This is a genomic window from Kitasatospora sp. NPDC058115, from assembly GCF_042884635.1.
In the GTDB taxonomy this organism is placed as follows: Bacteria; Actinomycetota; Actinomycetes; order Streptomycetales; family Streptomycetaceae; genus Kitasatospora.
In genome coordinates this window covers 197,196-215,122 of the sequence record NZ_JBHVTL010000009.1, presented here as the reverse complement: position 1 = coordinate 215,122, position 17,927 = coordinate 197,196, and the positions used below count along the sequence as shown (strand labels likewise).

Genomic DNA, 17,927 nt, shown 5'->3' with positions numbered 1-17,927 from the left:
GGGGTCGCCGGACGGGTCCGGCCCCCGGCCGCCCGGGCGTGCGGTTCGCCGGTCACCGCTCGGCCCCCGGCCCGCCGGTCGTTCAGTCCCCGGCCTGCTGCCAGGGGCCGAAGGGGCTGTCGGCTCCGGGATCGGCCTGCCGCGCGGTGCGCAGGACGGCATCCGGCCCGAGCGTCAGGACGACGCGGCGGCCGGCGGCGTCGAGCGCCACGGCCGGCGCGCCGACGATCAGCCGGCCGAGGTCGGACCACTGCGTTCCCGAGCCCCGCTGGGCGGCCGGCCGTGACGCCAGGCTGACCCCGCCGGCGTCGTTGCGGATGACCACGGTCGTCCGGCCGTCGGTTCCGGTCACCGAGGCCACGCCCTCCAGGCCGGCCGGGCCGCCCATCGACTCGGGCGTGGTGGTCCAGGAACCGTTCGGCCGGACGGAGCGGGTGACGACCTGTCCGGTGCCGGCCTGGTGGAAGTAGAGCTCCAGCCGGCCGTCGGCGGTGCGGCCCGCGGTCACCGGCCCGGCCGGGGCCGGGCCGAGGAAGGCGGCGTCCCGGGCGAAGGGGCCGCCGGGCACCGACTGCCGCCAGTGCCCGATGCCGTCCGTGGTCGGCGCGAACAGCTCGACCCGGCCGTCGGCGGCGAGGACGGCGGCCAGGCCGTCCCGCACCCGGGTGCCGCCGAGGTCGGCCCAGTCGGCCGGCCAGCTGCCGTCCGGCAGTCGGGTCAGCGCGCTGACGCCGCCGCCCGCGTTGCGGACGAAGACGGTCAGCCGCCCGTCACCGCCGAGGACCGGGACGGGACTGCCGACGAATCCCGGGGTGGCGGGGTCCGGGTTGCCGAGCACCGTCCACTCGCCCCAGCTGCCCGGGGCGGTCTGGGCGACGGTGACGATCCGGTCGTCGTCCAGCCGGACGCCGAACAGGTGGAGCAGCCCGGCGGAGTCCCGCACCACGCCGAGCCCGGACGCGAGGCCCTCGCCGCCGGGGACGGGCACCGGCCCGCCCCACGCGCCGCCCGGCTCGGACTCGCGCCAGACCTGCACCCGGCTGTCGAGCACCGCGAAGGCGTTCAGCGCGCCGCTGCCGTCCTGCGCCGCCCAGGCGGTTCCGTTCGACCAGCGCGGATACTGACGGGCCGGGAAGTCCGCGTAGAAATGCGCCTCGTCCGGATCCGGCAGGGGATCGTGGGCGCCGGAATACCATCCGCCCCCACTCGCGGGGCGCTTCGGGCCCAGATAGGCGAGAAAGGTCTTCTTCTTCTCCTTCGCAGTGCTCGCGGGGAGATTCGGCGGGTCCATCCGGACGTTGTAGTCGCGGTAGTTCCGGAGCATCACCCGGCCGTTTCCGTCCGGTCCGTGATATCCGAGTGCGGCCTTTCCGGCGAATCGCGCGGCGGCGATGTGATCATTGTGATCGGCCGGATTGAGCGGGTCCCGGCTGTACCCGTACGGCACGCGCGGGTCCTGGGCGCGCAGCACGGTCGGGCGGAACCGCTCCATCAGTTCGGTGAGCGTGGCGACGAGTTCGTCGTGGGTGTAGTCCTGGTTCGCGTACGCGGGGTCGCACGCCCCGTCCGCCGGGAGGCTGCCCAGCGTGGCCTGGTGGGACGGCCCGCCGGGGCCCTCGTTGAACAGGGTGTCCAGGGTGGCCCGGTTGCCGCCGCCGGGGTAGTTCGCATCACCGCCCTCGTGCAGCCGGAGGAACACCAGCTTGATCTGCGGCGCCTGGTCCAGGGTGTCCACCTGGACGATCTTTCCGCTGCTCAGCCGTAGTGCGGCGGTGTTCCAGGTGGGCTCGCTCACGCCGGCCAGCCGCGCGTGCGCGGCCCGGGCGCCGGTGTCCCGGCTCGCCGAGTAGGCGCACGGGCCGGGGAACGGGGTGCCCGTCGTCTCGCCGCCGGTCAGGTAGACGGTGACGGACGGCGCCGCGTACTGCCGGCTGAGGTCCGGGTTCATGAAGAGGATGTCGTCGTCCTGGTGCGCGACGATCTGCAGGAACGATTCGGCACCCGTTGCGGCGGGCGCGACGGCTGCGGCCGGGTCGACGAGTGCCCTCGGGGCGGCACCGATGTGCATCTGGGGCGCGGCCAGCGCGGCCGACAGGACCGCCCCCACGGCTTTCGGAAATTGCATGCGCCCCCCGGTCTCCTCGCCCCCGAGCAGGAGATCGGTGGTATCGCCCGTCGGCCCGGAACGGACTATCCCCAAGGTGATCGGCCGACGTCAAATCCCTGCTCGCGACCCCCGCCGATCGTCGGGGGTACGGGTCGGGCGTGGGCCGACAAAAAGCCCCTCACTCCTCAAACGATGCAGAGCGCCCAAGACGTGGAATACCGTCGCAATCCGGACATTCGATCAAGGGGTCATTCCGCCGGGAGATCCGTGTGCGGACATTCCCGTTCGACCGGGGCGGTGATGCGTGGTGGAGGGGAATCGCTTTCCGCGGCCGGGGCGGGGCCCGGTGATCGGGCGGCCGTGGGCGTGCCGACGCCCGGCCGGGTTCGTCCCGGCCGGGCGTTCGGAGGGTGGAGCCGGCGGTCGCCGGCGGGCGGTCGTCAGCCGGCGGCCCGCTCGTTCAGGCAGAGGATGTTGCCCTCGCTGTCCTTGAACCAGGCGGCGCGCATGCCCTCGGCCTCCGCGACGCCGTCGACGGTCTTCAGCCCGGGCACGTCGTAGTCCTCGAACACCACGCCTCTGCCGCGCAGCGCGGCCATCTCGGCGTCCAGGTCCGGGACCTTGAAACTGGCCAGGGTGTGGGCGGCCTGGCCTCCGCTGGGAGTCTCGTAGATGCCGAACTCGGTGCCTCCGCACTCGAAGGTCAGGTCACCCTCCGGGCCGGTCTCGGTGAGCTTGAGGCCGAGGGTGTCGGTGTAGAAGGTCTTCGCCCGGGCCAGGTCTGCGGCAGGGATGATCGCCACCAGGGGTGCGTCTCCAAGCATGCTGATCGCCTCCTTGTCCCTCCAGCCTAGGTACGTCCGGCCGGGGGTGGCCATGCGGGACGACCGGCGGACGCCGGGCATGGCCCGGTGTGTCCGGCGGGCGACGGGGCGTCACGCCGGGGTGACGTCGCCGCCGCCGGGCGGGCCGCACGGAGCGGGATCGGCGGCCGGGGTGCCGGGCTGCGGGCGGTTTCGGCGTTGCCGGTCGGTGCCGGTCGGTGTCAGTCGGTATCGGTCGCGGCGAGCACGGCCAGGCGCCGACGGTCCGGGGCGAGCACGGCCAGACCGATGTCCCAGGCCACCTGCTCGAACCACCACGTGCCGGCGCCGAAGCCGCGCCAGACGCAGTCCAGTGCCCGTGCTTCGATCTCGGCGACGGTGGCGCCCGCCGGGCTTCCGGCCAGCGAGGCCAGCGACCGCCAGGCCGCCAGCCGGCCGTAGGCGCCGTAGGAGCCGTGGTTGTACGCCCCTCCCGTCGACGCCGCGGCGAAGAGCACGCGCCATGCCTGGGCGGGCGTCCGGACGGTCACCGACAGCGGGGCCTCCTTCCCCGCTCCGTGCAGACACTCCAGTCCCAGGGCCAGGAGCACGGTCGGGACCGACTCGGGGTCCAGGGGTTCGGCGAGGTCGAACACGCGCGCCTCGATGCACCCGTTGGACTCTTCGGCCCAGTTCGCCACGGCCGCGCCCATCGCCTCGGCAGTGGCCGGTGTCGTCGCCTCCTGGGCCGAGGGGACACGCACGTCGGTGATCACCGCCGGTTCGCGGTTCATCGAGGGCCCGTACGGCATCGAGTGGCCGCTGCCGCGGACGGAGTAGCTCGGCAGATCCGCGTGCGCCTCCACCTCGGACAGCGTCAGGGGCAGCCGGCCCAGCGGGTGCTGACTCCAGTGCGGCGACGTCACCCAGCCCGCGATCCCCGGCGTGTCCTCGACGACCACGCCCCTGAGGACCAGCTCCTGGACCAGGCAGGCCCGCAACTCCTCCGAGGACCGGCCGGTGAACGCCACGGCCAGGTCGGCCGCCCCGTGGCTGGAGGCGAGCAACGAGGCCGTGTAGGGCTCCGGCTTCCTGCCGGCGACCTCGTCCGAGGAGATCAGCCGCACCGCCTGGGGGACGTTCCCGGGAGCGGTGGTGGTCAGCAGCCGGAGCAGGTGGTCGAAGACGTACCGGTACTGCGGCATCCGCCCGGTGCCGTACGTCCCGGCGAGGGCGATGCCGAGGTCCGCGGCGAAGGCGGCGTCCCCCTGTGCGACCCGGTCGTCGATCACCGCCTCCACCTCGGTGACGTCCCTCAGTCCCGGCAGCTCCGCGACGATCTTCGCTATCTGGTCAGCCATGGCCCAGAGCCTATGCGTCCGGCCGCCCCGGCCCCTTTCCCCGGCCCCTTTCCCCGGTTCTGCCGTCACCAGGCGCCGGGTACGCGCTCCAGGACGCCGCCCGCGAAGACGTCGTACAGCGGCAGGGTCTCCAGGTGGACGTAGCCGATGTGACAGTCGCAGACCGGCAGGGGACAGGGGCGCGGGCCGAGCCGGGGCCGGTAGGAGCCGTCGTAGAGGTTGCCGAGTTCCTCGCGGACGAAGTGGCAGCGGCGGACCGTGCCGTCGCCGTCGACCGACACCACCGACTCGCCGGTGCGGCACGGACGGCCGGCGCTGGGGTGGGCGTGGCGGCTGAAGCCGAAGTGCGGGTCGAGGGCGGTCCAGTCGGCCGCCTCCGCGTCGGTGTAGGTGCGGCCCTCGGCGGCGTTGATCCAGAGGTAGACCGCCGGGGACAGCTCGGCGCGCAGCCGCCGGGCCGCCGCCAGATGCTCGGGCTGCCCGACCACCCCGATGCTGTACCGCACGCCCAGGGCGTCGAGCTCGCGGCACTTGGCGAGGAAGCGGTCGTGGCCGACCTGGCCGGGGTGGTAGGTGACCCAGAGCGCCAGGGAGCCGAGGTCCGCCTCGGCCAGCCAGCCGGTGCGGCAGCTGAGGTTGGTCTGGACGGCGACCCGGCGGACGTGCGGCAGCCGGCTCAGCTCGACCATGGCGCGCCGGTACCAGGACCGCACCAGCCCCTCGCCCCAGGGGGTGAACAGCACCGAGAGGGTGTCGCCGGTGCCGGCGCGGCCGGCCACCCAGCCGGTGAACCGCTCCAGCGCGGCCCGGTCGGCGCGCAGCTGCCCGGGGGTGTCGCGCCGCTTGGCGAACGGGCAGTACGGGCAGTCGTAGTCGCAGGAGGCCAGCGGGCCCCGGTAGAGGATGCTGAGGTCGAGAGCCTGCTCGGGCGGAGGGCCGGAGGCGGCCGGTCGGTGGGCGGCCGGTCGGTGGGTGGCGGCCGGTGCGGCGGTGGGCATGCCGAGGAAGGTCATTTCGCCTCGTATTCGGCCATCAGCGTGCGCACCTCGGGCGAGAACAGCATCGGCCCGACGGCGTCCGAGTGCGCCAGCCCCTCGGGGGACAGCCGCAGCCGCCCGGCACCGTCCGAGCCGTCGGCGCCGTCCGCGAGCCAGCCGCGGGCCGTGAACGCCGCCAGTTCGGCCGGGAAGTCCTCGCCCGGCGTGCTGCCGAACCGGGCCCGGTACTCGGCGAGCGCCACCCCCTCGGCCTGGAGCAGCGACTGCACGAGGTGCCTCCGGCGCGCCTCGGCCGGGGTCATCGCCCGGCCGACCACCGCACGGTCGAACGTCTCGGTGGCCACGTAGTCGTCGATGATCCGGCGCACCTCGGTGGCGTCCACCGCGTAGTCGAAGGAGTAGTGCAGCCGGGAGGTGTAGGAACGGGCGCCGCAGCCGAGACCGACCATGCCGTCGGTCTGGCAGGCGTACTCGCTCACCCCGGCCTGCGGGGCGGCCGCCCGGCGGAACATCCGCATCGACACCTGCTCGTAGCCGTGGGCGAGCAGGTGGTCGCGCCCGCTCCGGTAGAGCGCGAGCCGGCGGGCGTCCCACTGGGCCGGGCTCTCCGCCTCCCCGCGCCGGGCGAGTCCGGTCAGCGGGCGCACGTAGAGCGGGTAGAGGTACAGCTCCTCGGGCTGCCAGGCCAGCGCGGCGTCCAGCGAGTGCAGCCAACTGGCCTCGGTCTGGCCGTCGATGCCGTAGATGAGGTCGATGTTGAGGACCGGGAACCCGGCGGCACGGATCCGGTCCAGCGCGGCCTCGACGTCCGCGCGCTTCTGCGGGCGGACCGCCGAGCGGGCCTCCGCGTCGACGAAGGACTGCACGCCCAGGCTCAGCCGGGTGGTGCCCCGCTCGGCGAGCACCGCGAGCCGGTCGGCGGTGGCGGTGGCGGGGGAGGCCTCGACCGACAGCGGGACCGCCCGGAGGTCGGCGCCCATCCGGTGCTCGGCGATGTCGCAGAGCCGCTCCAGCTCGGCCGCGCCGAGGTAGGTGGGGGTGCCGCCGCCGAACGCGGCGAGCGCGAACCGGGCGCCCTCGTCGAGCGCCGCCCGCACGGCGTCCGCCTGCCGTTCGAGGGCGTCCAGGTAGGCCGTGGTCAGGCCGTCCGGGCCGCCGATCCGGGTGAACAGGTTGCAGAAGCCGCAGCGCACCTCGCAGAACGGGATGTGCAGGTAGAGCGAGAGCGCGTGCTGCGGCTCGCCCGCCCACAGCTCGCGCAGCGCCGGGCGGTCCGGCAGCTCGCGGTACGCGGTCTTGTGGGGGTAGGCGTAGACGTACGACTGGTACGGGGGCGCGTACGGCGGGTCGTCGGTCGATTGTACGGACGCGGATCCGGTTGCGGGCGCGGGCGCCGGGGCGGTGGTCATGCGGACTCCTCGGCGGGCGTGGCGGCGGGTGCGGGGGCGGCGGCGGGTGCGGCCGACGGCGGGGTGCTCGCGGGGAGCGTGAAGTGGGCGTACGGCACCGTCCAGACCACCTCGTGGCCGATCCGGTGGCCGGTGTAGCCGTCCTCCCCGTAGGCCGTGCCGTGGTCCGAGCAGACGACGGCGAAGCACGGCCGGCGGGCGCTCATCGCCGCGAACAGCCGGCCGATGTGGGCGTCCACGTACTCCAGGGCGGCGGCATGGCTGGCCCGGCTGTCGCCGTGCTCGCGGGTCGCGCCGGGCAGGTGGAACCAGTTCGGCTGGTGCAGTGCCGAGACGTTGACGAAGAGGAAGAGCGGTCGGCCGGCGGGCTGTTCGGCGGCGACCTGCTCGGCCCGGGCGACCTGCTCCTCGAAGGAGGTCGGCGAGGGCACGCCCATCTCCGGCGACCAGTGGCTCTCCTGGAAGAGCCCGGGCAGCACCGAGCCCAGCGGGCCCTGCTTGTTGAAGAAGCCGACGCCGCCGATGCAGACCGTGCGGTAGCCGACGGAGGCCAGCGCGCCCGGCAGGTCCGGGGCGTCGAACACCCAGGTGCGCGGTGCGGTGCTCTCCGAACCGGCGAACCGGGCGGCGAACAGGCGCGGGTGCGGCCCGTCGGGCGAGGCCGGGGTCGGCAGGAAGCCGGCCAGGATCGCCTGGTGGGCGGCGTAGGTGAAGCTGCCGGGGGAGTGCCGCCGCTCCCACCGCCCACCGGGCAGGTGGGCGGCCAGGTGGGGGATCCGTCCGGCGGCGGCCAGTTCCTCGGCGACGTCGAAGCGCAGGGTGTCGAGCGTGACGAGCAGCAGGTCGTGGCTGCCGATCACGGCGTTCATGTCGGGGGAGCCGGCCGGGGCGGCGGGCGCCGGGGCGGGGGTGCTGACGCGGTGGTTCATCGGGGCTGTTCCGTACGTGGGTGGATCGTCGGTTCGGGTGCCGGCCGGGGCGCGCGCCCGTTGGGGGCGGCGCCGAGGGCGGCGAGTTGGGCGGCATAGGTGTCGAGGCCCTCGGCGGGGCCGCCGGGCAGTCCGGTGAGGCCGGGCAGCAGGTCACCGAAGGCGTTGACCTCGCCGACCACGGTCCGCCGCCACGCGGCGGTCGGCAGCACGTCGACGCCGACCACCGGGGAGTTCGGGAAGCAGGCGGCCGCCCGCTCCGCCGTCTCCAGGAGGTCGGGCCAGGCCGGTCCGGCGGCCTCCCGGGCCAGCTCCAGGCTGCCCCGGGCGCCGCCGAGGTGCAGATTGGTCATCGGCTGGGCACTGGTGCGGACCACCGCGTGGGTGGCCCGCCCGGCGACCACGACGACCCGCAGGTCGGCGGAGCGGCCCGACTGGGAGGCCTTCGGCACCCACTGCTCGACGTGCAGGCCGTCCGGGGCGAGCCGGTCGACCAGCTCCGCGACCAGCCGCTCCTCCCGGTAGCGGCGGACGCGCAGCGAATTGTGCAGCCGCCCGTCGGCGAGCTCCACCGAGGTGGTGGCCCGCAGCTGGCCGCGCGGACCGAACTCCAGCGCCACCACCCCCGAGGCGGAGGAGCCGTGGCAGGGTTTGACGAACACCCGGCGCAGGCCCTCGGCGTCCAGCCGGGCGCGGAGGTCCTCCCAGCCCGTGACGGCGGCCCCGCCGAGCGCGCGCGGCACCGGCACGCCGGCGCGCGACAGCAGCGCGTGCGCCCGCCGCTTGTCGAACATCACGGCGATCTCCTCCGGGTCCCCGAGCAGCCGCACCCCGGGGGCGCCGGCCAGCGCGCGCAGCGCGGCCGTCACCCCGGCGTACCAGGCGGCGCCGCCCTCGACCCGGGTCGGCGCGTACTGCCCGCCGAGCGCCGGTCCGCGCAGCAGCGCATCCACCGCTTCGTCCTCGCCGGGCGACTCGATCCGCAGCACGGTGCCCTCGGGCAGCCGGTACGCGCCGCGCAGCAGGTCGAGCCAGGACAGGACGGCGGGCTCGGGCAGCCCGGCGGCCCGGGCGGCGGCCGCGAACAGCGTCACCCGGCGGTGGCCGGGGTTGCCGAGCACGGTCAGCCGCCCGTCCGGCGGGAGCCGGTGCTCCGGCCGGACGGGGCGCTCCGGCCCGGCGGGCTGCGGGGCACGGGCGCGGTCGGCGCTCCGGGGGCCGGCGCTCCGGGGGGTGGTCGTCAGCATCGGTGCCCGCCTACTCGGCCACCGCGACGTAGCGCCACTCGTCCTCGTCGTCCTCCTCCGCGTCGGAGAGGTCGACGTCCACGCCCGGAAGGGCCTGGCGCACCCGCTCCTGCATGGCCTCGGTGAGGTAGTGGTGGTGCAGGTCGAGGGACGTGAGGTGGGTGAGCGGCTGGCCGTCGAGCAGCGCCGCGGCGCCGTCGTCGCTCAGCACGCCCATCGCCAGGCTGAGCGAATCCAGCTGCGCCACCACCGGCGCGTGCGCGACGGCGGCCGCGATCTCGTCCTGGAACTCGCTGTTCTCCAGGCCGAGGTGGCGCAGCGACGGGAGCCGGGTGCCGGCCAGGATCGGCGCGAGGTCGCCGATCGTGGCGTCGCCGCCGTACTCGTCCGCGCCGAACCACAGCTCCAGGCGCTCCAGCGCGGGCAGTTCGCACGCCGCGACGGCCTGCACCACGTCGTCCGGCAGCCCGCCGCTCTCGAACCTCAGACCGGTCAGCCGGTCGTGGCGCACCGGGTCGAGGCGCAGGCCGTTGCCGCCGCGCACGACCAGCTCGGTGAGCCCCGGGAAGGCCTTCAGGACCGGGGTGACGTCCGACATCTCCAGCCAGGAGATCTCGCAGTCCTCGGAGGTCACATCGGCGATGAACAGCGCCTCCAGGGCGGGGAACCGTTCGGCGTCGGCGACGATCCGGGCGAGCGTGTCGGCCACCGGCCCGTAGTCCCGCATCCACCAGGGGCCGATGAGCAGGGCGCGGACGCCGGCCGGGTCGACCGCGCCGAGGAAGGCCGACCAGAGCTCGTCGAAGCCCTGCTCGGCGCCGTAGCCGACCGACAGCCGCCAGGCGGCGGCGTCCGCCGCGGGCAGCTCGTCGGTCAGCAGACGCCGCCGGTGCCTGTCGGGCTCGTTGAGCGAGAGGTTGACGACCGGCAGGTCGAGGAAGCGGTCGGCGTGGTTGGTGATGAACACGGGTGCCCCCCTGGGCGGCATGGCTGGTGCTGGTGCTGGGTGGATGCGGACGGCGGCGCTGGAGCGGACGGGAGGAGCGGGTCGACGGCGGGCCGGCCCGCGGGCTACTCGGCCACGGCGACGTAGCGCCACCGGTCGTCCGGCTTGCCGGCCTCGGAGAGGTCGATCGCCACGCCGGGCAGCGACTCGCGCAGCCGCTGCTGCATGGCCTCGGTGAGGTAGTGGTGGTGCAGGTCGAGGGACGTGAGGTGGGTGAGCGGCTGGCCCTCCAGCAGCGCCGTCGCTCCCTGGTCGGTGAACACGCCCATGGACAGGTTCAGCGACTCCAGCCGGGGCACCACCGGGGCGTGCGCGAGGGCGGCGGCGATCTCGTCCTGGATCTCGCTGTTCTGCAGGCCGAGGTGGCGCAGCGCGGGGAAGCGCGCGCCCTCCAGGAACGGCTGGAGGTCCTCCAGCCGGGTGGTGCCGCCGTAGTTCGCCACCCCGAGCCAGAACTCCAGCCGCTCCAGCGCGGGCAGTTCGCTCGCCGCGACCGCCTGCGGCACCGCGGCGGGCAGGCCGCCGGACTCGAACCGCAGTGCCCGCAGGTGCTCGTGCCGCACCGGCCGGAGCCCGACGCCGTCGCCCTCGACCGACTCCTCGGAGGCGCCGCGCACGACCAGCTCGGTGAGCAGCGGGAAGGTCGTCAGGACCGGCGTCACGTCGGTCATGTCGATCCAGGAGATCTCGTTCTCCTCGTACGTGATGTCGCCGATGAACAGGCCGCGCAGGGCGGGCAGCCGCTCGGCGGCGCCGAGGATCGCGGCCAGCGGCCCGGCGAAGCTCTCCGGTCCGTCCTGCGACCACTCGCCGACCACCACGGCGGTCACCCGGGTGCTGTCCACGCGGTCCAGGAACTGCCGCCAGCGCGCCGCCCAGTCCTCCTCGGCCTCGAACTCGACGGCGATCTTCCAGGCCGCGGCGGCCGGCTCGGGCAGCTCGGAGCCTCCGTCGACGGCCGCGACGAAGTCGAAGACGGGAAGGCCGTGGAACTCCTCGATGTGGTTGTTGACCGTCATGCGCTGCTCCTCGGAGGGTCGGTGCGGGCCGAACAAGTGTCTACCAGCCCCGACCGACAATCCGGTGCCGGGGGCCTCGCCCGGGCGCGTTGTCCGCTCCCTCCCCGGCAGTCCCCGGGCGTCCCGCCGGCCCCGTGCGGCACCGCCGTCACCCGGGCACCGGGCGTCGTTGTCGGACCCCTGCCCTAGGGTCCGTGGCGTGGGATTGCGCTGCGTCGTCGAGTCGGTCAGGGAGGGCTGATGTTCCGTCAAGGAGATGTGCTGATGGTGCCGGTGGTGGAGGAGGCGGTGCCGGCCCGGGTGGGGTCGCTGGCCGCGCAGCCCCGGGACACCCGGGGGCGGCTGGTGCTGGCGCTGGGCGAGGTCACGGGCCACGCGCACGCCGTGGTCGGCCCGGGGGAGCTGCGGCGCGAGTCGGGGGAGCTCGGCACGGCGTGGCTGCACCTGCCGGAGGGCGGCCGGGTGGTGCACGAGGAACACGCGGCCATCCCGCTGCCCAAGGGCTGGTACCGGGTGGTCCGCCAGCGCGAGTACGTGCCGGGCGCGGTGCGGATGGTCGCGGACTGACGGACGGCGGCGCGCCGGGGAGCGCGGACGAGGGACATGGATCGGGGCGGGCGCGCGGCGCCCGCGGCACGGCCGGGCGGGGTGCCCGGGCGGGAACGGAGAGTGTGATGGTGACTGGACAGACGGCACCGGCCCCCGTGGCGGGCGGGGCGGCCGGGGTGACGGCCCGCTGGCGGGCGGCGGCGGCCGCCACCGGCCCGGCGGACCGGGCCGGCGTCGAGCGGGCGGTGCGGGCCGCGTACCGGGCCGTGGGCCTGGCCGAACCGGCCGCCGTCCGGTGGTTCGGCTCGCCGCTGGCGGCCGTGGAGGCGGCGCTGGAGCTGCGGGCGGCGGGCGCCGTGACGGTGCGCGAGGCGGTGCGGACCCTGCCGTGGGACGCGGTGCGCCGGCAGGCCGTCGAGCGGACCGGCGCGGCCGGCTGGGCGCCGTTGTGGGCGCTGACCGGCGCCGAGCTCGGCCCGGTGACCAACGCGCTGGCCGACCGGATCCGCGGGGCCGTCCTCGACCGGCTCGCGCCCGAGCCGGACACCGAGAACGACGAGGACGACGTGATCGAGGCCGCCCGCGAGCGCCGGACCACGGTCCGGATCGCGCTGCTCGACGCCGTGCGCGGTCAGCACGACGCGCCCTGGTTCGCCGCCTTCGAGGCGGCCGGGGTGCTGGGCACGGCGCCCGGCGCGCCGGGCGGCCCCGAGGGCGGGGCGATCGCCGCGCTGGCCGAGGTCGCGCGCGGCGCCGGCTGGTGGTGGCCGTACGCGGACGTGGTGCTGATCAGCGAGCGCCCGGTGGCGCTGCACCGCGACGAGGCGGGCCGGCTCGACCACGCCGACGGCCCGGCCCTGGCCTACTCCGACGGCTTCGACCTGCACGCCTGGCGTGGCATGCCGGTGCCCGCCGACTTCCTCGCCGGGCTCGGCGACGTCACCGTCGAGCGGATCCGTACCGAGGAGAACGCCGAGCTGCGCCGCGTCCTGCTGGAGCACTACGGCTACGAGCGCTACCTGTCCGACGCCGGAGCCGTCCCGGTGCACCAGGACGAGACCGGCCGGCTCTGGCGGATCGACCTGCCCGCCGACGAGTCGGTGGTGATGGTCGAGGTGGTCAACTCGACCGCCGAGCCCGACGGCACCTTCCGCACCTACTGGCTGCGGGTGCCGCCGACCACGATGACCGCCCGCGCCGGGGTGGCCTGGACCTTCGGCATAACCGAGGCGGAGTACCACCCGCAGCGCGAGACCTGAGCGCGTGGTGCTCCGCCGTACGGCCCGCTCCGGTCGGCGGCGCGGGACCGGGCCCGGTCACCGGGAGGCGGCGGCGTTCCGCCGGGCCCATCCGGCGAACGGGGCGGCCGGGCGCCCCGGCAGCCGTTCGGCGGCCGCGCCTGACGCCCGCCAGGGCGCGCGGCACCGCCCGCGCCTGGGACGGGCGCGGGCGGTGCGGGTTGGGTGCGGTGGTGGGATCAGTGGACGTCGATGCCGTCGAAGGAGCCGATGACGGCGTCGCCACCGACGTTGGTGATCTCGCCGCCGGCGAGCTGGTTGCCGGTGCCGATGACGGTGATGGTCGTGGTGTTGACCGTCACCTCGTCGGCGAAGGCCTGGGTGGGCAGGGAAACGGCGCCGACGGCGGCGAGGAGGACGGCGAACGTACGGACGGTGCGGTACATGATGGTTATCCCTTCGTGGACCAACGGTACTTCGAACCCTAGATACCGGCGCCGCGTCATAGAAAGGAATGTCACCCGAACGGGTTGCTGATCGTGTCGTCCGGGCCGAGCCCGTCGTTGAGCAGGGTTTGCATCGAATGGAGGGCCACTCGGCGATCGTTCTAACGGATGATCATACGGCTGGCCTGGGACGGAAATGACGAGTCCGTCACGCGGATGTCCCGATCGAGTGCATGCGCCGCGATCCCGCGCCACCGGCCCGGCGCATCGCCGATGATGCTGCCATGTCGGGAAGAGCGATGGCGTGGGCGGGCGGAACCGTGGCGGTGGCTGCCGCAGGCGGCCTCATCGGGTACTTCGGCAGCGTGGGGTGGGAGAAGTCCAGCTGGGTGGCCGGCGTGACGGGACTGTTCGTCGCCGTGGCCGCCCTGGCGGTGACCGTCTGGGGGTTGGTGCTCCAGCACCGGGCCGGAGGTGGGGCCGGTGGGGGCGGCCAGCACGTCGCGGCGAACGTGCGAGGGTCCGTGAACCTGGTGCGGGGAGCGGACGGCAACGTCAGGATCAAGAGCGGTTCACCGGGCGCTCCACCCCCTCCGGGCACCACCCCGGCCGCGTACGCGGCTCCCGTCGGGAACCAGTCGGTGACCGGCGACATCTCCGGCCCGGTCAACCTGATCGACGGCGCGAAGGACGTCGAGCTGGAGTGACGCCCTGGAACGCGCCGGACGGTGCCGGCCGGGCGGGCGGGTGCTGGACCCTGTGCGCGATCGCGTCAGCCGGTGCCGACGGGCCGTCCGGCGCGGGCGAGCAGGACCGGCTGGAAGAAGCCGGTGGCGGCGGGCGGCTGCCACTCCACGGCGGTGAAGCCCGCCTCGGTGGCGAACCGGGCGAGCCGGTCCCGGGTGAGCGCCCAGTACGTGGCGCGGTGCACGCTCACCGGGCCCCAGTCCTGGTCGTTCCCGTCCGGCGGCCCGGTGAGCCGGAAGAGTTCCAGGTCGTACCGCTCGCCGTCCTCGTGCCAGTGCCACAGCTGGAAGGAGACGACCCGCCGGCCGTCGCCGTCCACCGACACCCGGGGCTCCGTCGCCGTCGGCCGGTCCCGCCGGAGGTCGTCGTAGGGGCGGGTGGAGAGCATCAGCAGTCCGCCGGGGCGCAGCACCCGGCGCAGTTCGGCGAGAGCGGCGCGCACGTCCGTGGCGGTGAGCAGGTGCGGCAGCGCGTTGTCGGCGCACACCACGGCGTCGAAACGGCCGTCCGGGCAGGGCAGCCGGCGCATGTCGGCGGCCGCGGTGGGCAGGCGCAGCCCGCGCGCCGCCGCCTCGCGCGCGGCCCGCGCGGCGGACACCGGGCTGAGGTCGGTGCCGGTGACCCGGTGGCCGCGCGCGGCCAGCCCGAGCGCCTGGGTGCCGATGCCGCAGGCGCAGTCGAGCACGTCCGCGGGGGCGTCGCCGAGCCGGGCGCGCAGGAGCGCGTCGAGACTCGCGCCCTGCTCGGCGACGCTCGCCTCCCAGTCGGCGTACACCAGGTGGTAGCCGGGGGCCAGCCGGTCGTAGAAGCGGGTGAGGGAGCGGAGCGGGGCGACGGAGGGACCGGTCGGACCGGTCGGTTCGTCGTCGCGGCCAGGATCACTCATGCGGTCACGGTACCGGTGCCCCGGTCAGTCCCTCCCGGGCCGGTAGACGGTCAGGGCCCGGTGGGCCTTGGCCAGCCGGAGGGCGCCGGCAGCCGGAACGGACTCGCCGTCGACGGCGATCCGGTCGGCGTCGCCCAGGGCTTCGAGGTCGAGGGCCCGGATCCGGGCGGCGTGGTACACCCGGGAGCGGGCGAGCGTCCCCGACAGGAACGCGGCGGCGAGCCGGGTCCGGGCGAACGGCCGTCCGCCGTCGACCACCCGGACGTCCAACAGGCCGTCGGCGAGGCCGGTCCGGTGGGTGGGGGCGAAGCCCGGCGGGTCGTAGGCGCCGTTGCCGGCGAACAGCAGCCAGAGCCGGCGCTCGCGCCCGCCGGCCCGGACGGTGACCGGTTCGGCGCTCGCCAGCACCCGGGCGGTGGCGACCGCGAGCGCCGGCCACTTGCCCAGCCGGTCCTCGAACGCCTCGCGCACCCGGACCAGTTCGGGGTAGACGCCCAGGCTGAACGTGTTGAGGAAGTGGCGGCGCTCGGTGTCGTCGGCGGCCAGGCCGAGGTCCACCCCGCACGCCCGCCCGGCGGTCACGGCGGCGGCGGTCGCCTCGATGCCGTCGATGCCGAGGTCCAGCGCGAAGTGGTTGAGGGTCCCGCCGGGGAAGACGGCGAGCGGCAGGTTCCGTTCGACGGCCAGCCCGGCGGCCAGGTTGACGCTGCCGTCGCCCCCGCAGACGCCGAGCGCTCCGCCGGCCTCCGCGGCCCGGTCGGCGGCCTCGGCGAGCAGCGTGGGCAGGTCGTCCCCGGGCCCGCAGAGCCGGACGTCGGCCCGGGGCAGCAGCGCGCGCAGGGCGGCGGCCGTCTCCTCGGGGCCGTCGGAGGTCAGCGCGCCGTTGCCGGAACCGGAGTTGACCACCACCGACAGGCCCGCCCCCTCGGGCAGCGCCGGGGCCGGCCGGCGCGGCGGCGCGGCCGACGGCGGCACGTCGCTGGAGCGGGGCCACCAGCGCAGGGTGAGCGCCGCGAGCGAGGAGCCGAGCGCGAACCCCGCCAGGACGTCGCCCGGATAGTGCGCTCCCGTGTACACCCGGGAGGCCCCGACCGCGAGCGCCACCGGGGCCACCACGGCGGCCGCCACCGGCGATTCGATCGCGACGGCCGTGGCGAAGGCCGCGGCGGAGGCCGAGTGACCGGAGGGGAAGGAGGTGGTGACCGGCTGGCGGAGCAGCCGCCGGGCGGCCGGCACCGGGTCGAGCAGCGGACGCGGCCGGCGGGTGAGCTGTTTGGCCGCCACATTGGCCACCGACGACGCGAGGGCCAGCGAACCCACCCCGCGCAGGGCCGCCCGCCGCCCGGACCGCCCGCCGACGGCCCCGAGCACCGCGGCCGCGCCGAACCACAGCACCCCGTGGTCGGCGGCCCGGCTCAGTCCGCGCAGCCACGGCCCGAGCCGCGACCCGGCGCCGAACGGGCGGCGGGCCACGGCGATCCGCTGGAACAGGGTCTGATCGATCACGTCCAGTCGCCTCATCCGCCCTACCCTAGGCCAACTCCCCCCGATCACGCCGGGCGAGCGGCGCCGGAGCGCGGCTCCGGCCCGGACGTCGCGGTCACCGCACAGGTCCTCCGGGCGCGGCGGACCACCCGTGAGGGCATCGGTTGGTGCGCGGACCGACCGTACCGGGGACGCGTGGGGCCCGGCCCGGGGCCGGGCGCGGCGCCAGCGGCTTCCGGCTGGAGTGCGACGGCTTCCGGCTGGTGCCGGACCTCGGCCACACGACGTTCCCGCGACTGCCGGAGCACTGCCCCGACGGACACGTGGACGCGGTCGTGATCACGCACGAGCACCCCGACCACTGAGCGGACGTCGGTCCGCTGTGCCGCGCGCGCCTGCCCCTGTACTGCGCGCCCGGCGTGATCGGAGGACCTGCTCGACGTCCCCGACGTGCACCCGCTTCCGTCGAGCCACCGGGTGGGACCGTTCCGGCTCGACACCGCGCTGTTGCCGCATCACGTTCCGCACGCCGGAGTGCGGCTGACCTCGCCGGGTCCGACCCGACGCGGGACCGGACCCCGCCCTGGCCCGGCCGGTCGCGGGAGCGGACCTGTTCATCGCCGGCGCCACGCTCCAGGTATGAAACTGCCGGACGCTGGCGACCCCCACCCGACGAGTGCGGTGGAGGCCGGGGCAGGGGCGACCCGTCGCGGGGCCCGGCGGCGACCGCACGCGCTCGACCGCCGGGGCCCGGAGCGCCTTTCCGGGCGAGGTGATCGCGGCCGAGGAGGGGATGGTGCTCCCGCTGCAGGCCCGACCCGGGGTACTGTCCGCACCGGGCTGAGTACGGGTACTCAGGCGCCGTCCGGCGGGCCCGCGCAGACTGGCCGACAGGACCCCGCACCCGTCACCGAGGACCGACGTCACCGCCATGCTGAGCCGCGCCTCCGCCCTTCTCCTGCCCGCCTTCGGCCGCCTGCAGATCACGGCCGAGACCGCCGACGGCGCCCACGTCGCGGCTGGTGCCGACTCCGCCGACTCCGCCGGCCCCGCGCCGGGCAGCATCGTCGCCGCCAACCACACCTCGCTCGCCGACCCCGCCGTCGTGCTCGCCGCCCTGCACCGGCTCGGCGCCCGGCCGGTGGTCCTGGCCACCGCCGGGCTGTGGCGGATCCCCGTACTCGGCCCGGCACTGCGCCGGGAGGGCCACATACCCGTCCACCGGGGCACCGTGCGGGCGGCGGAGTCGCTCGACGCGGCGGCCGAGGCGCTGGCCGCCGGGCGGGTCGTGCTGATCTACGGCGAGGGCCGGCTGCCCCGCCGCCGCGACTCCGGGGAACAGCCGCCCCGCCCGTTCCGCAGCGGCCTGGCCCGGCTGGCGCGGGCCACCGGAGCACCGGTGGTCCCGCTCGGCCAGGCCGGGTCCCGCCGGCTCACCTCCGGCGGTCCGGTGAAGCAGCTCGCCGGCCTCGCCACCGCGCCCGTCCGCCGCCCCACCCTCCACGTCCACCTCGGCGCCCCCCTGCGCCTCCCGGCCGACACCGCCGAGGCAACCGCCCGGGCCCACCACGCCGTCACCGCCGCCTGGACGGTCGCCGCCCGCCGCGCCGGGTGGGATGCGGGGTCACCCGGGGAGCCGTGAGCCGGCCGGCTCCGGACCACCGCCGGCCGGGCCGATCGCCGCACTTCCGTGACCG

The 17,927-nt window shown here is 75.7% G+C and carries 17 protein-coding genes; 5 read left to right on the top strand and 12 right to left on the bottom strand.

Features of this window, described 5'->3' with window-relative positions; all coding sequences use genetic code 11:
* Positions 1 to 82: 82 nt before the first annotated feature.
* The 9 genes from ACFVVL_RS12545 to ACFVVL_RS12505 form a co-directional block, all read right to left on the bottom strand.
* Entirely contained in the window at positions 83 to 2,125 is a 2,043-nt protein-coding gene (locus ACFVVL_RS12545; protein ID WP_387673971.1) for a hypothetical protein, read from the bottom strand.
* A gap of 422 nt (positions 2,126 to 2,547) precedes the next feature.
* Positions 2,548 to 2,931 (bottom strand): VOC family protein, encoded by a 384-nt coding sequence (locus ACFVVL_RS12540; protein ID WP_380288143.1) that lies wholly within the window; start codon positions 2,929 to 2,931, stop codon positions 2,548 to 2,550.
* A gap of 221 nt (positions 2,932 to 3,152) precedes the next feature.
* Complete coding sequence (locus tag ACFVVL_RS12535) at positions 3,153 to 4,271, bottom strand: DUF6183 family protein (protein ID WP_387673968.1); 1,119 nt, start codon at positions 4,269 to 4,271, stop codon at positions 3,153 to 3,155.
* Positions 4,272 to 4,336: 65 nt separating this feature from the next.
* Positions 4,337 to 5,269 carry an STM4011 family radical SAM protein gene (locus ACFVVL_RS12530; protein WP_387673965.1) on the bottom strand — a complete coding sequence of 311 codons (933 nt, stop codon included), beginning with the start codon at positions 5,267 to 5,269 and terminating at the stop codon, positions 4,337 to 4,339.
* 11 nt (positions 5,270 to 5,280) lie between these two features.
* On the bottom strand, positions 5,281 to 6,678 hold the full coding sequence (locus ACFVVL_RS12525; protein ID WP_387673962.1) for an STM4012 family radical SAM protein: 1,398 nt from the start codon (positions 6,676 to 6,678) through the stop codon (positions 5,281 to 5,283).
* Positions 6,675 to 7,547, bottom strand: a complete 873-nt coding sequence (locus ACFVVL_RS12520) for an STM4013/SEN3800 family hydrolase (protein WP_380288212.1) — start codon at positions 7,545 to 7,547, stop codon at positions 6,675 to 6,677. The genes ACFVVL_RS12525 and ACFVVL_RS12520 overlap by 4 nt, the downstream gene beginning before the upstream one ends.
* 56 nt (positions 7,548 to 7,603) lie before the next feature.
* A complete protein-coding gene (locus tag ACFVVL_RS12515) occupies positions 7,604 to 8,854 on the bottom strand; it encodes an STM4014 family protein (protein ID WP_387673959.1) in 1,251 nt (416 codons plus the stop codon).
* A 10-nt stretch (positions 8,855 to 8,864) separates the two neighbouring features.
* Positions 8,865 to 9,842 carry an STM4015 family protein gene (locus ACFVVL_RS12510; protein ID WP_387673956.1) on the bottom strand — a complete coding sequence of 326 codons (978 nt, stop codon included), beginning with the start codon at positions 9,840 to 9,842 and terminating at the stop codon, positions 8,865 to 8,867.
* 83 nt (positions 9,843 to 9,925) lie between these two features.
* On the bottom strand, positions 9,926 to 10,879 hold the full coding sequence (locus tag ACFVVL_RS12505; protein ID WP_380288131.1) for an STM4015 family protein: 954 nt from the start codon (positions 10,877 to 10,879) through the stop codon (positions 9,926 to 9,928).
* 240 nt (positions 10,880 to 11,119) lie between these two features.
* On the opposite strand from ACFVVL_RS12505, the gene ACFVVL_RS12500 reads away from it, so the two are divergent.
* Positions 11,120 to 11,446 carry a hypothetical protein gene (locus ACFVVL_RS12500; protein WP_380288129.1) on the top strand — a complete coding sequence of 109 codons (327 nt, stop codon included), beginning with the start codon at positions 11,120 to 11,122 and terminating at the stop codon, positions 11,444 to 11,446.
* Positions 11,447 to 11,553: 107 nt separating this feature from the next.
* Complete coding sequence (locus ACFVVL_RS12495) at positions 11,554 to 12,687, top strand: DUF6745 domain-containing protein (protein ID WP_387673952.1); 1,134 nt, start codon at positions 11,554 to 11,556, stop codon at positions 12,685 to 12,687.
* Positions 12,688 to 12,905: 218 nt separating this feature from the next.
* On the opposite strand, the gene ACFVVL_RS12490 is transcribed toward ACFVVL_RS12495, so the two are convergent.
* A complete protein-coding gene (locus ACFVVL_RS12490) occupies positions 12,906 to 13,112 on the bottom strand; it encodes a hypothetical protein (protein WP_380288126.1) in 207 nt (68 codons plus the stop codon).
* A gap of 326 nt (positions 13,113 to 13,438) precedes the next feature.
* Between ACFVVL_RS12490 and ACFVVL_RS12485 the strand changes: the two genes are divergently transcribed.
* The gene (locus tag ACFVVL_RS12485; RefSeq protein ID WP_387673949.1) at positions 13,439 to 13,819 is read left to right on the top strand and encodes a hypothetical protein; all 381 of its coding nucleotides are present in this window, start codon (positions 13,439 to 13,441) and stop codon (positions 13,817 to 13,819) included.
* Positions 13,820 to 13,884: 65 nt separating this feature from the next.
* Here ACFVVL_RS12485 and ACFVVL_RS12480 read toward each other — a convergent pair whose 3' ends face one another.
* Both ACFVVL_RS12480 and ACFVVL_RS12475 read right to left on the bottom strand, forming a co-directional pair.
* Complete coding sequence (locus ACFVVL_RS12480; protein ID WP_387673947.1) at positions 13,885 to 14,745, bottom strand: class I SAM-dependent methyltransferase; 861 nt, start codon at positions 14,743 to 14,745, stop codon at positions 13,885 to 13,887.
* Between the two features lie 24 nt (positions 14,746 to 14,769).
* The gene (locus tag ACFVVL_RS12475) at positions 14,770 to 16,266 is read right to left on the bottom strand and encodes a bifunctional phosphatase PAP2/diacylglycerol kinase family protein (protein ID WP_380288120.1); all 1,497 of its coding nucleotides are present in this window, start codon (positions 16,264 to 16,266) and stop codon (positions 14,770 to 14,772) included.
* Positions 16,267 to 16,397: 131 nt separating this feature from the next.
* On the opposite strand from ACFVVL_RS12475, the gene ACFVVL_RS12470 reads away from it, so the two are divergent.
* Together ACFVVL_RS12470 and ACFVVL_RS12465 are read left to right on the top strand one after the other, a co-directional pair.
* Positions 16,398 to 16,595: a hypothetical protein gene (locus ACFVVL_RS12470; RefSeq protein ID WP_387673943.1), complete on the top strand. Its 198-nt coding sequence runs from the start codon at positions 16,398 to 16,400 to the stop codon at positions 16,593 to 16,595.
* 566 nt (positions 16,596 to 17,161) lie between these two features.
* Positions 17,162 to 17,872 carry a lysophospholipid acyltransferase family protein gene (locus tag ACFVVL_RS12465; RefSeq protein ID WP_387673940.1) on the top strand — a complete coding sequence of 237 codons (711 nt, stop codon included), beginning with the start codon at positions 17,162 to 17,164 and terminating at the stop codon, positions 17,870 to 17,872.
* Positions 17,873 to 17,927 lie beyond the last annotated feature (55 nt).

What these genes read in the sequence shown, in the direction of transcription:
- ACFVVL_RS12510 (WP_387673956.1), bottom strand. Translation starts at nt 9,842, where the DNA reads ATGCCGCCCAGGGGGGCACCCGTGTTCATCACCAACCACGCCGACCGC.
- ACFVVL_RS12465 (WP_387673940.1), top strand. Translation starts at nt 17,162, where the DNA reads ATGCTGAGCCGCGCCTCCGCCCTTCTCCTGCCCGCCTTCGGCCGCCTG.
- ACFVVL_RS12475 (WP_380288120.1), bottom strand. Translation starts at nt 16,266, where the DNA reads ATGAGGCGACTGGACGTGATCGATCAGACCCTGTTCCAGCGGATCGCC.
- ACFVVL_RS12525 (WP_387673962.1), bottom strand. Translation starts at nt 6,678, where the DNA reads ATGACCACCGCCCCGGCGCCCGCGCCCGCAACCGGATCCGCGTCCGTA.
- ACFVVL_RS12495 (WP_387673952.1), top strand. Translation starts at nt 11,554, where the DNA reads ATGGTGACTGGACAGACGGCACCGGCCCCCGTGGCGGGCGGGGCGGCC.
- ACFVVL_RS12500 (WP_380288129.1), top strand. Translation starts at nt 11,120, where the DNA reads ATGTTCCGTCAAGGAGATGTGCTGATGGTGCCGGTGGTGGAGGAGGCG.
- ACFVVL_RS12520 (WP_380288212.1), bottom strand. Translation starts at nt 7,547, where the DNA reads ATGAACGCCGTGATCGGCAGCCACGACCTGCTGCTCGTCACGCTCGAC.
- ACFVVL_RS12530 (WP_387673965.1), bottom strand. Translation starts at nt 5,269, where the DNA reads ATGCCCACCGCCGCACCGGCCGCCACCCACCGACCGGCCGCCCACCGA.
- ACFVVL_RS12515 (WP_387673959.1), bottom strand. Translation starts at nt 8,854, where the DNA reads ATGCTGACGACCACCCCCCGGAGCGCCGGCCCCCGGAGCGCCGACCGC.
- ACFVVL_RS12535 (WP_387673968.1), bottom strand. Translation starts at nt 4,271, where the DNA reads ATGGCTGACCAGATAGCGAAGATCGTCGCGGAGCTGCCGGGACTGAGG.
- ACFVVL_RS12505 (WP_380288131.1), bottom strand. Translation starts at nt 10,879, where the DNA reads ATGACGGTCAACAACCACATCGAGGAGTTCCACGGCCTTCCCGTCTTC.
- ACFVVL_RS12490 (WP_380288126.1), bottom strand. Translation starts at nt 13,112, where the DNA reads ATGTACCGCACCGTCCGTACGTTCGCCGTCCTCCTCGCCGCCGTCGGC.
- ACFVVL_RS12545 (WP_387673971.1), bottom strand. Translation starts at nt 2,125, where the DNA reads ATGCAATTTCCGAAAGCCGTGGGGGCGGTCCTGTCGGCCGCGCTGGCC.
- ACFVVL_RS12480 (WP_387673947.1), bottom strand. Translation starts at nt 14,745, where the DNA reads ATGAGTGATCCTGGCCGCGACGACGAACCGACCGGTCCGACCGGTCCC.
- ACFVVL_RS12540 (WP_380288143.1), bottom strand. Translation starts at nt 2,931, where the DNA reads ATGCTTGGAGACGCACCCCTGGTGGCGATCATCCCTGCCGCAGACCTG.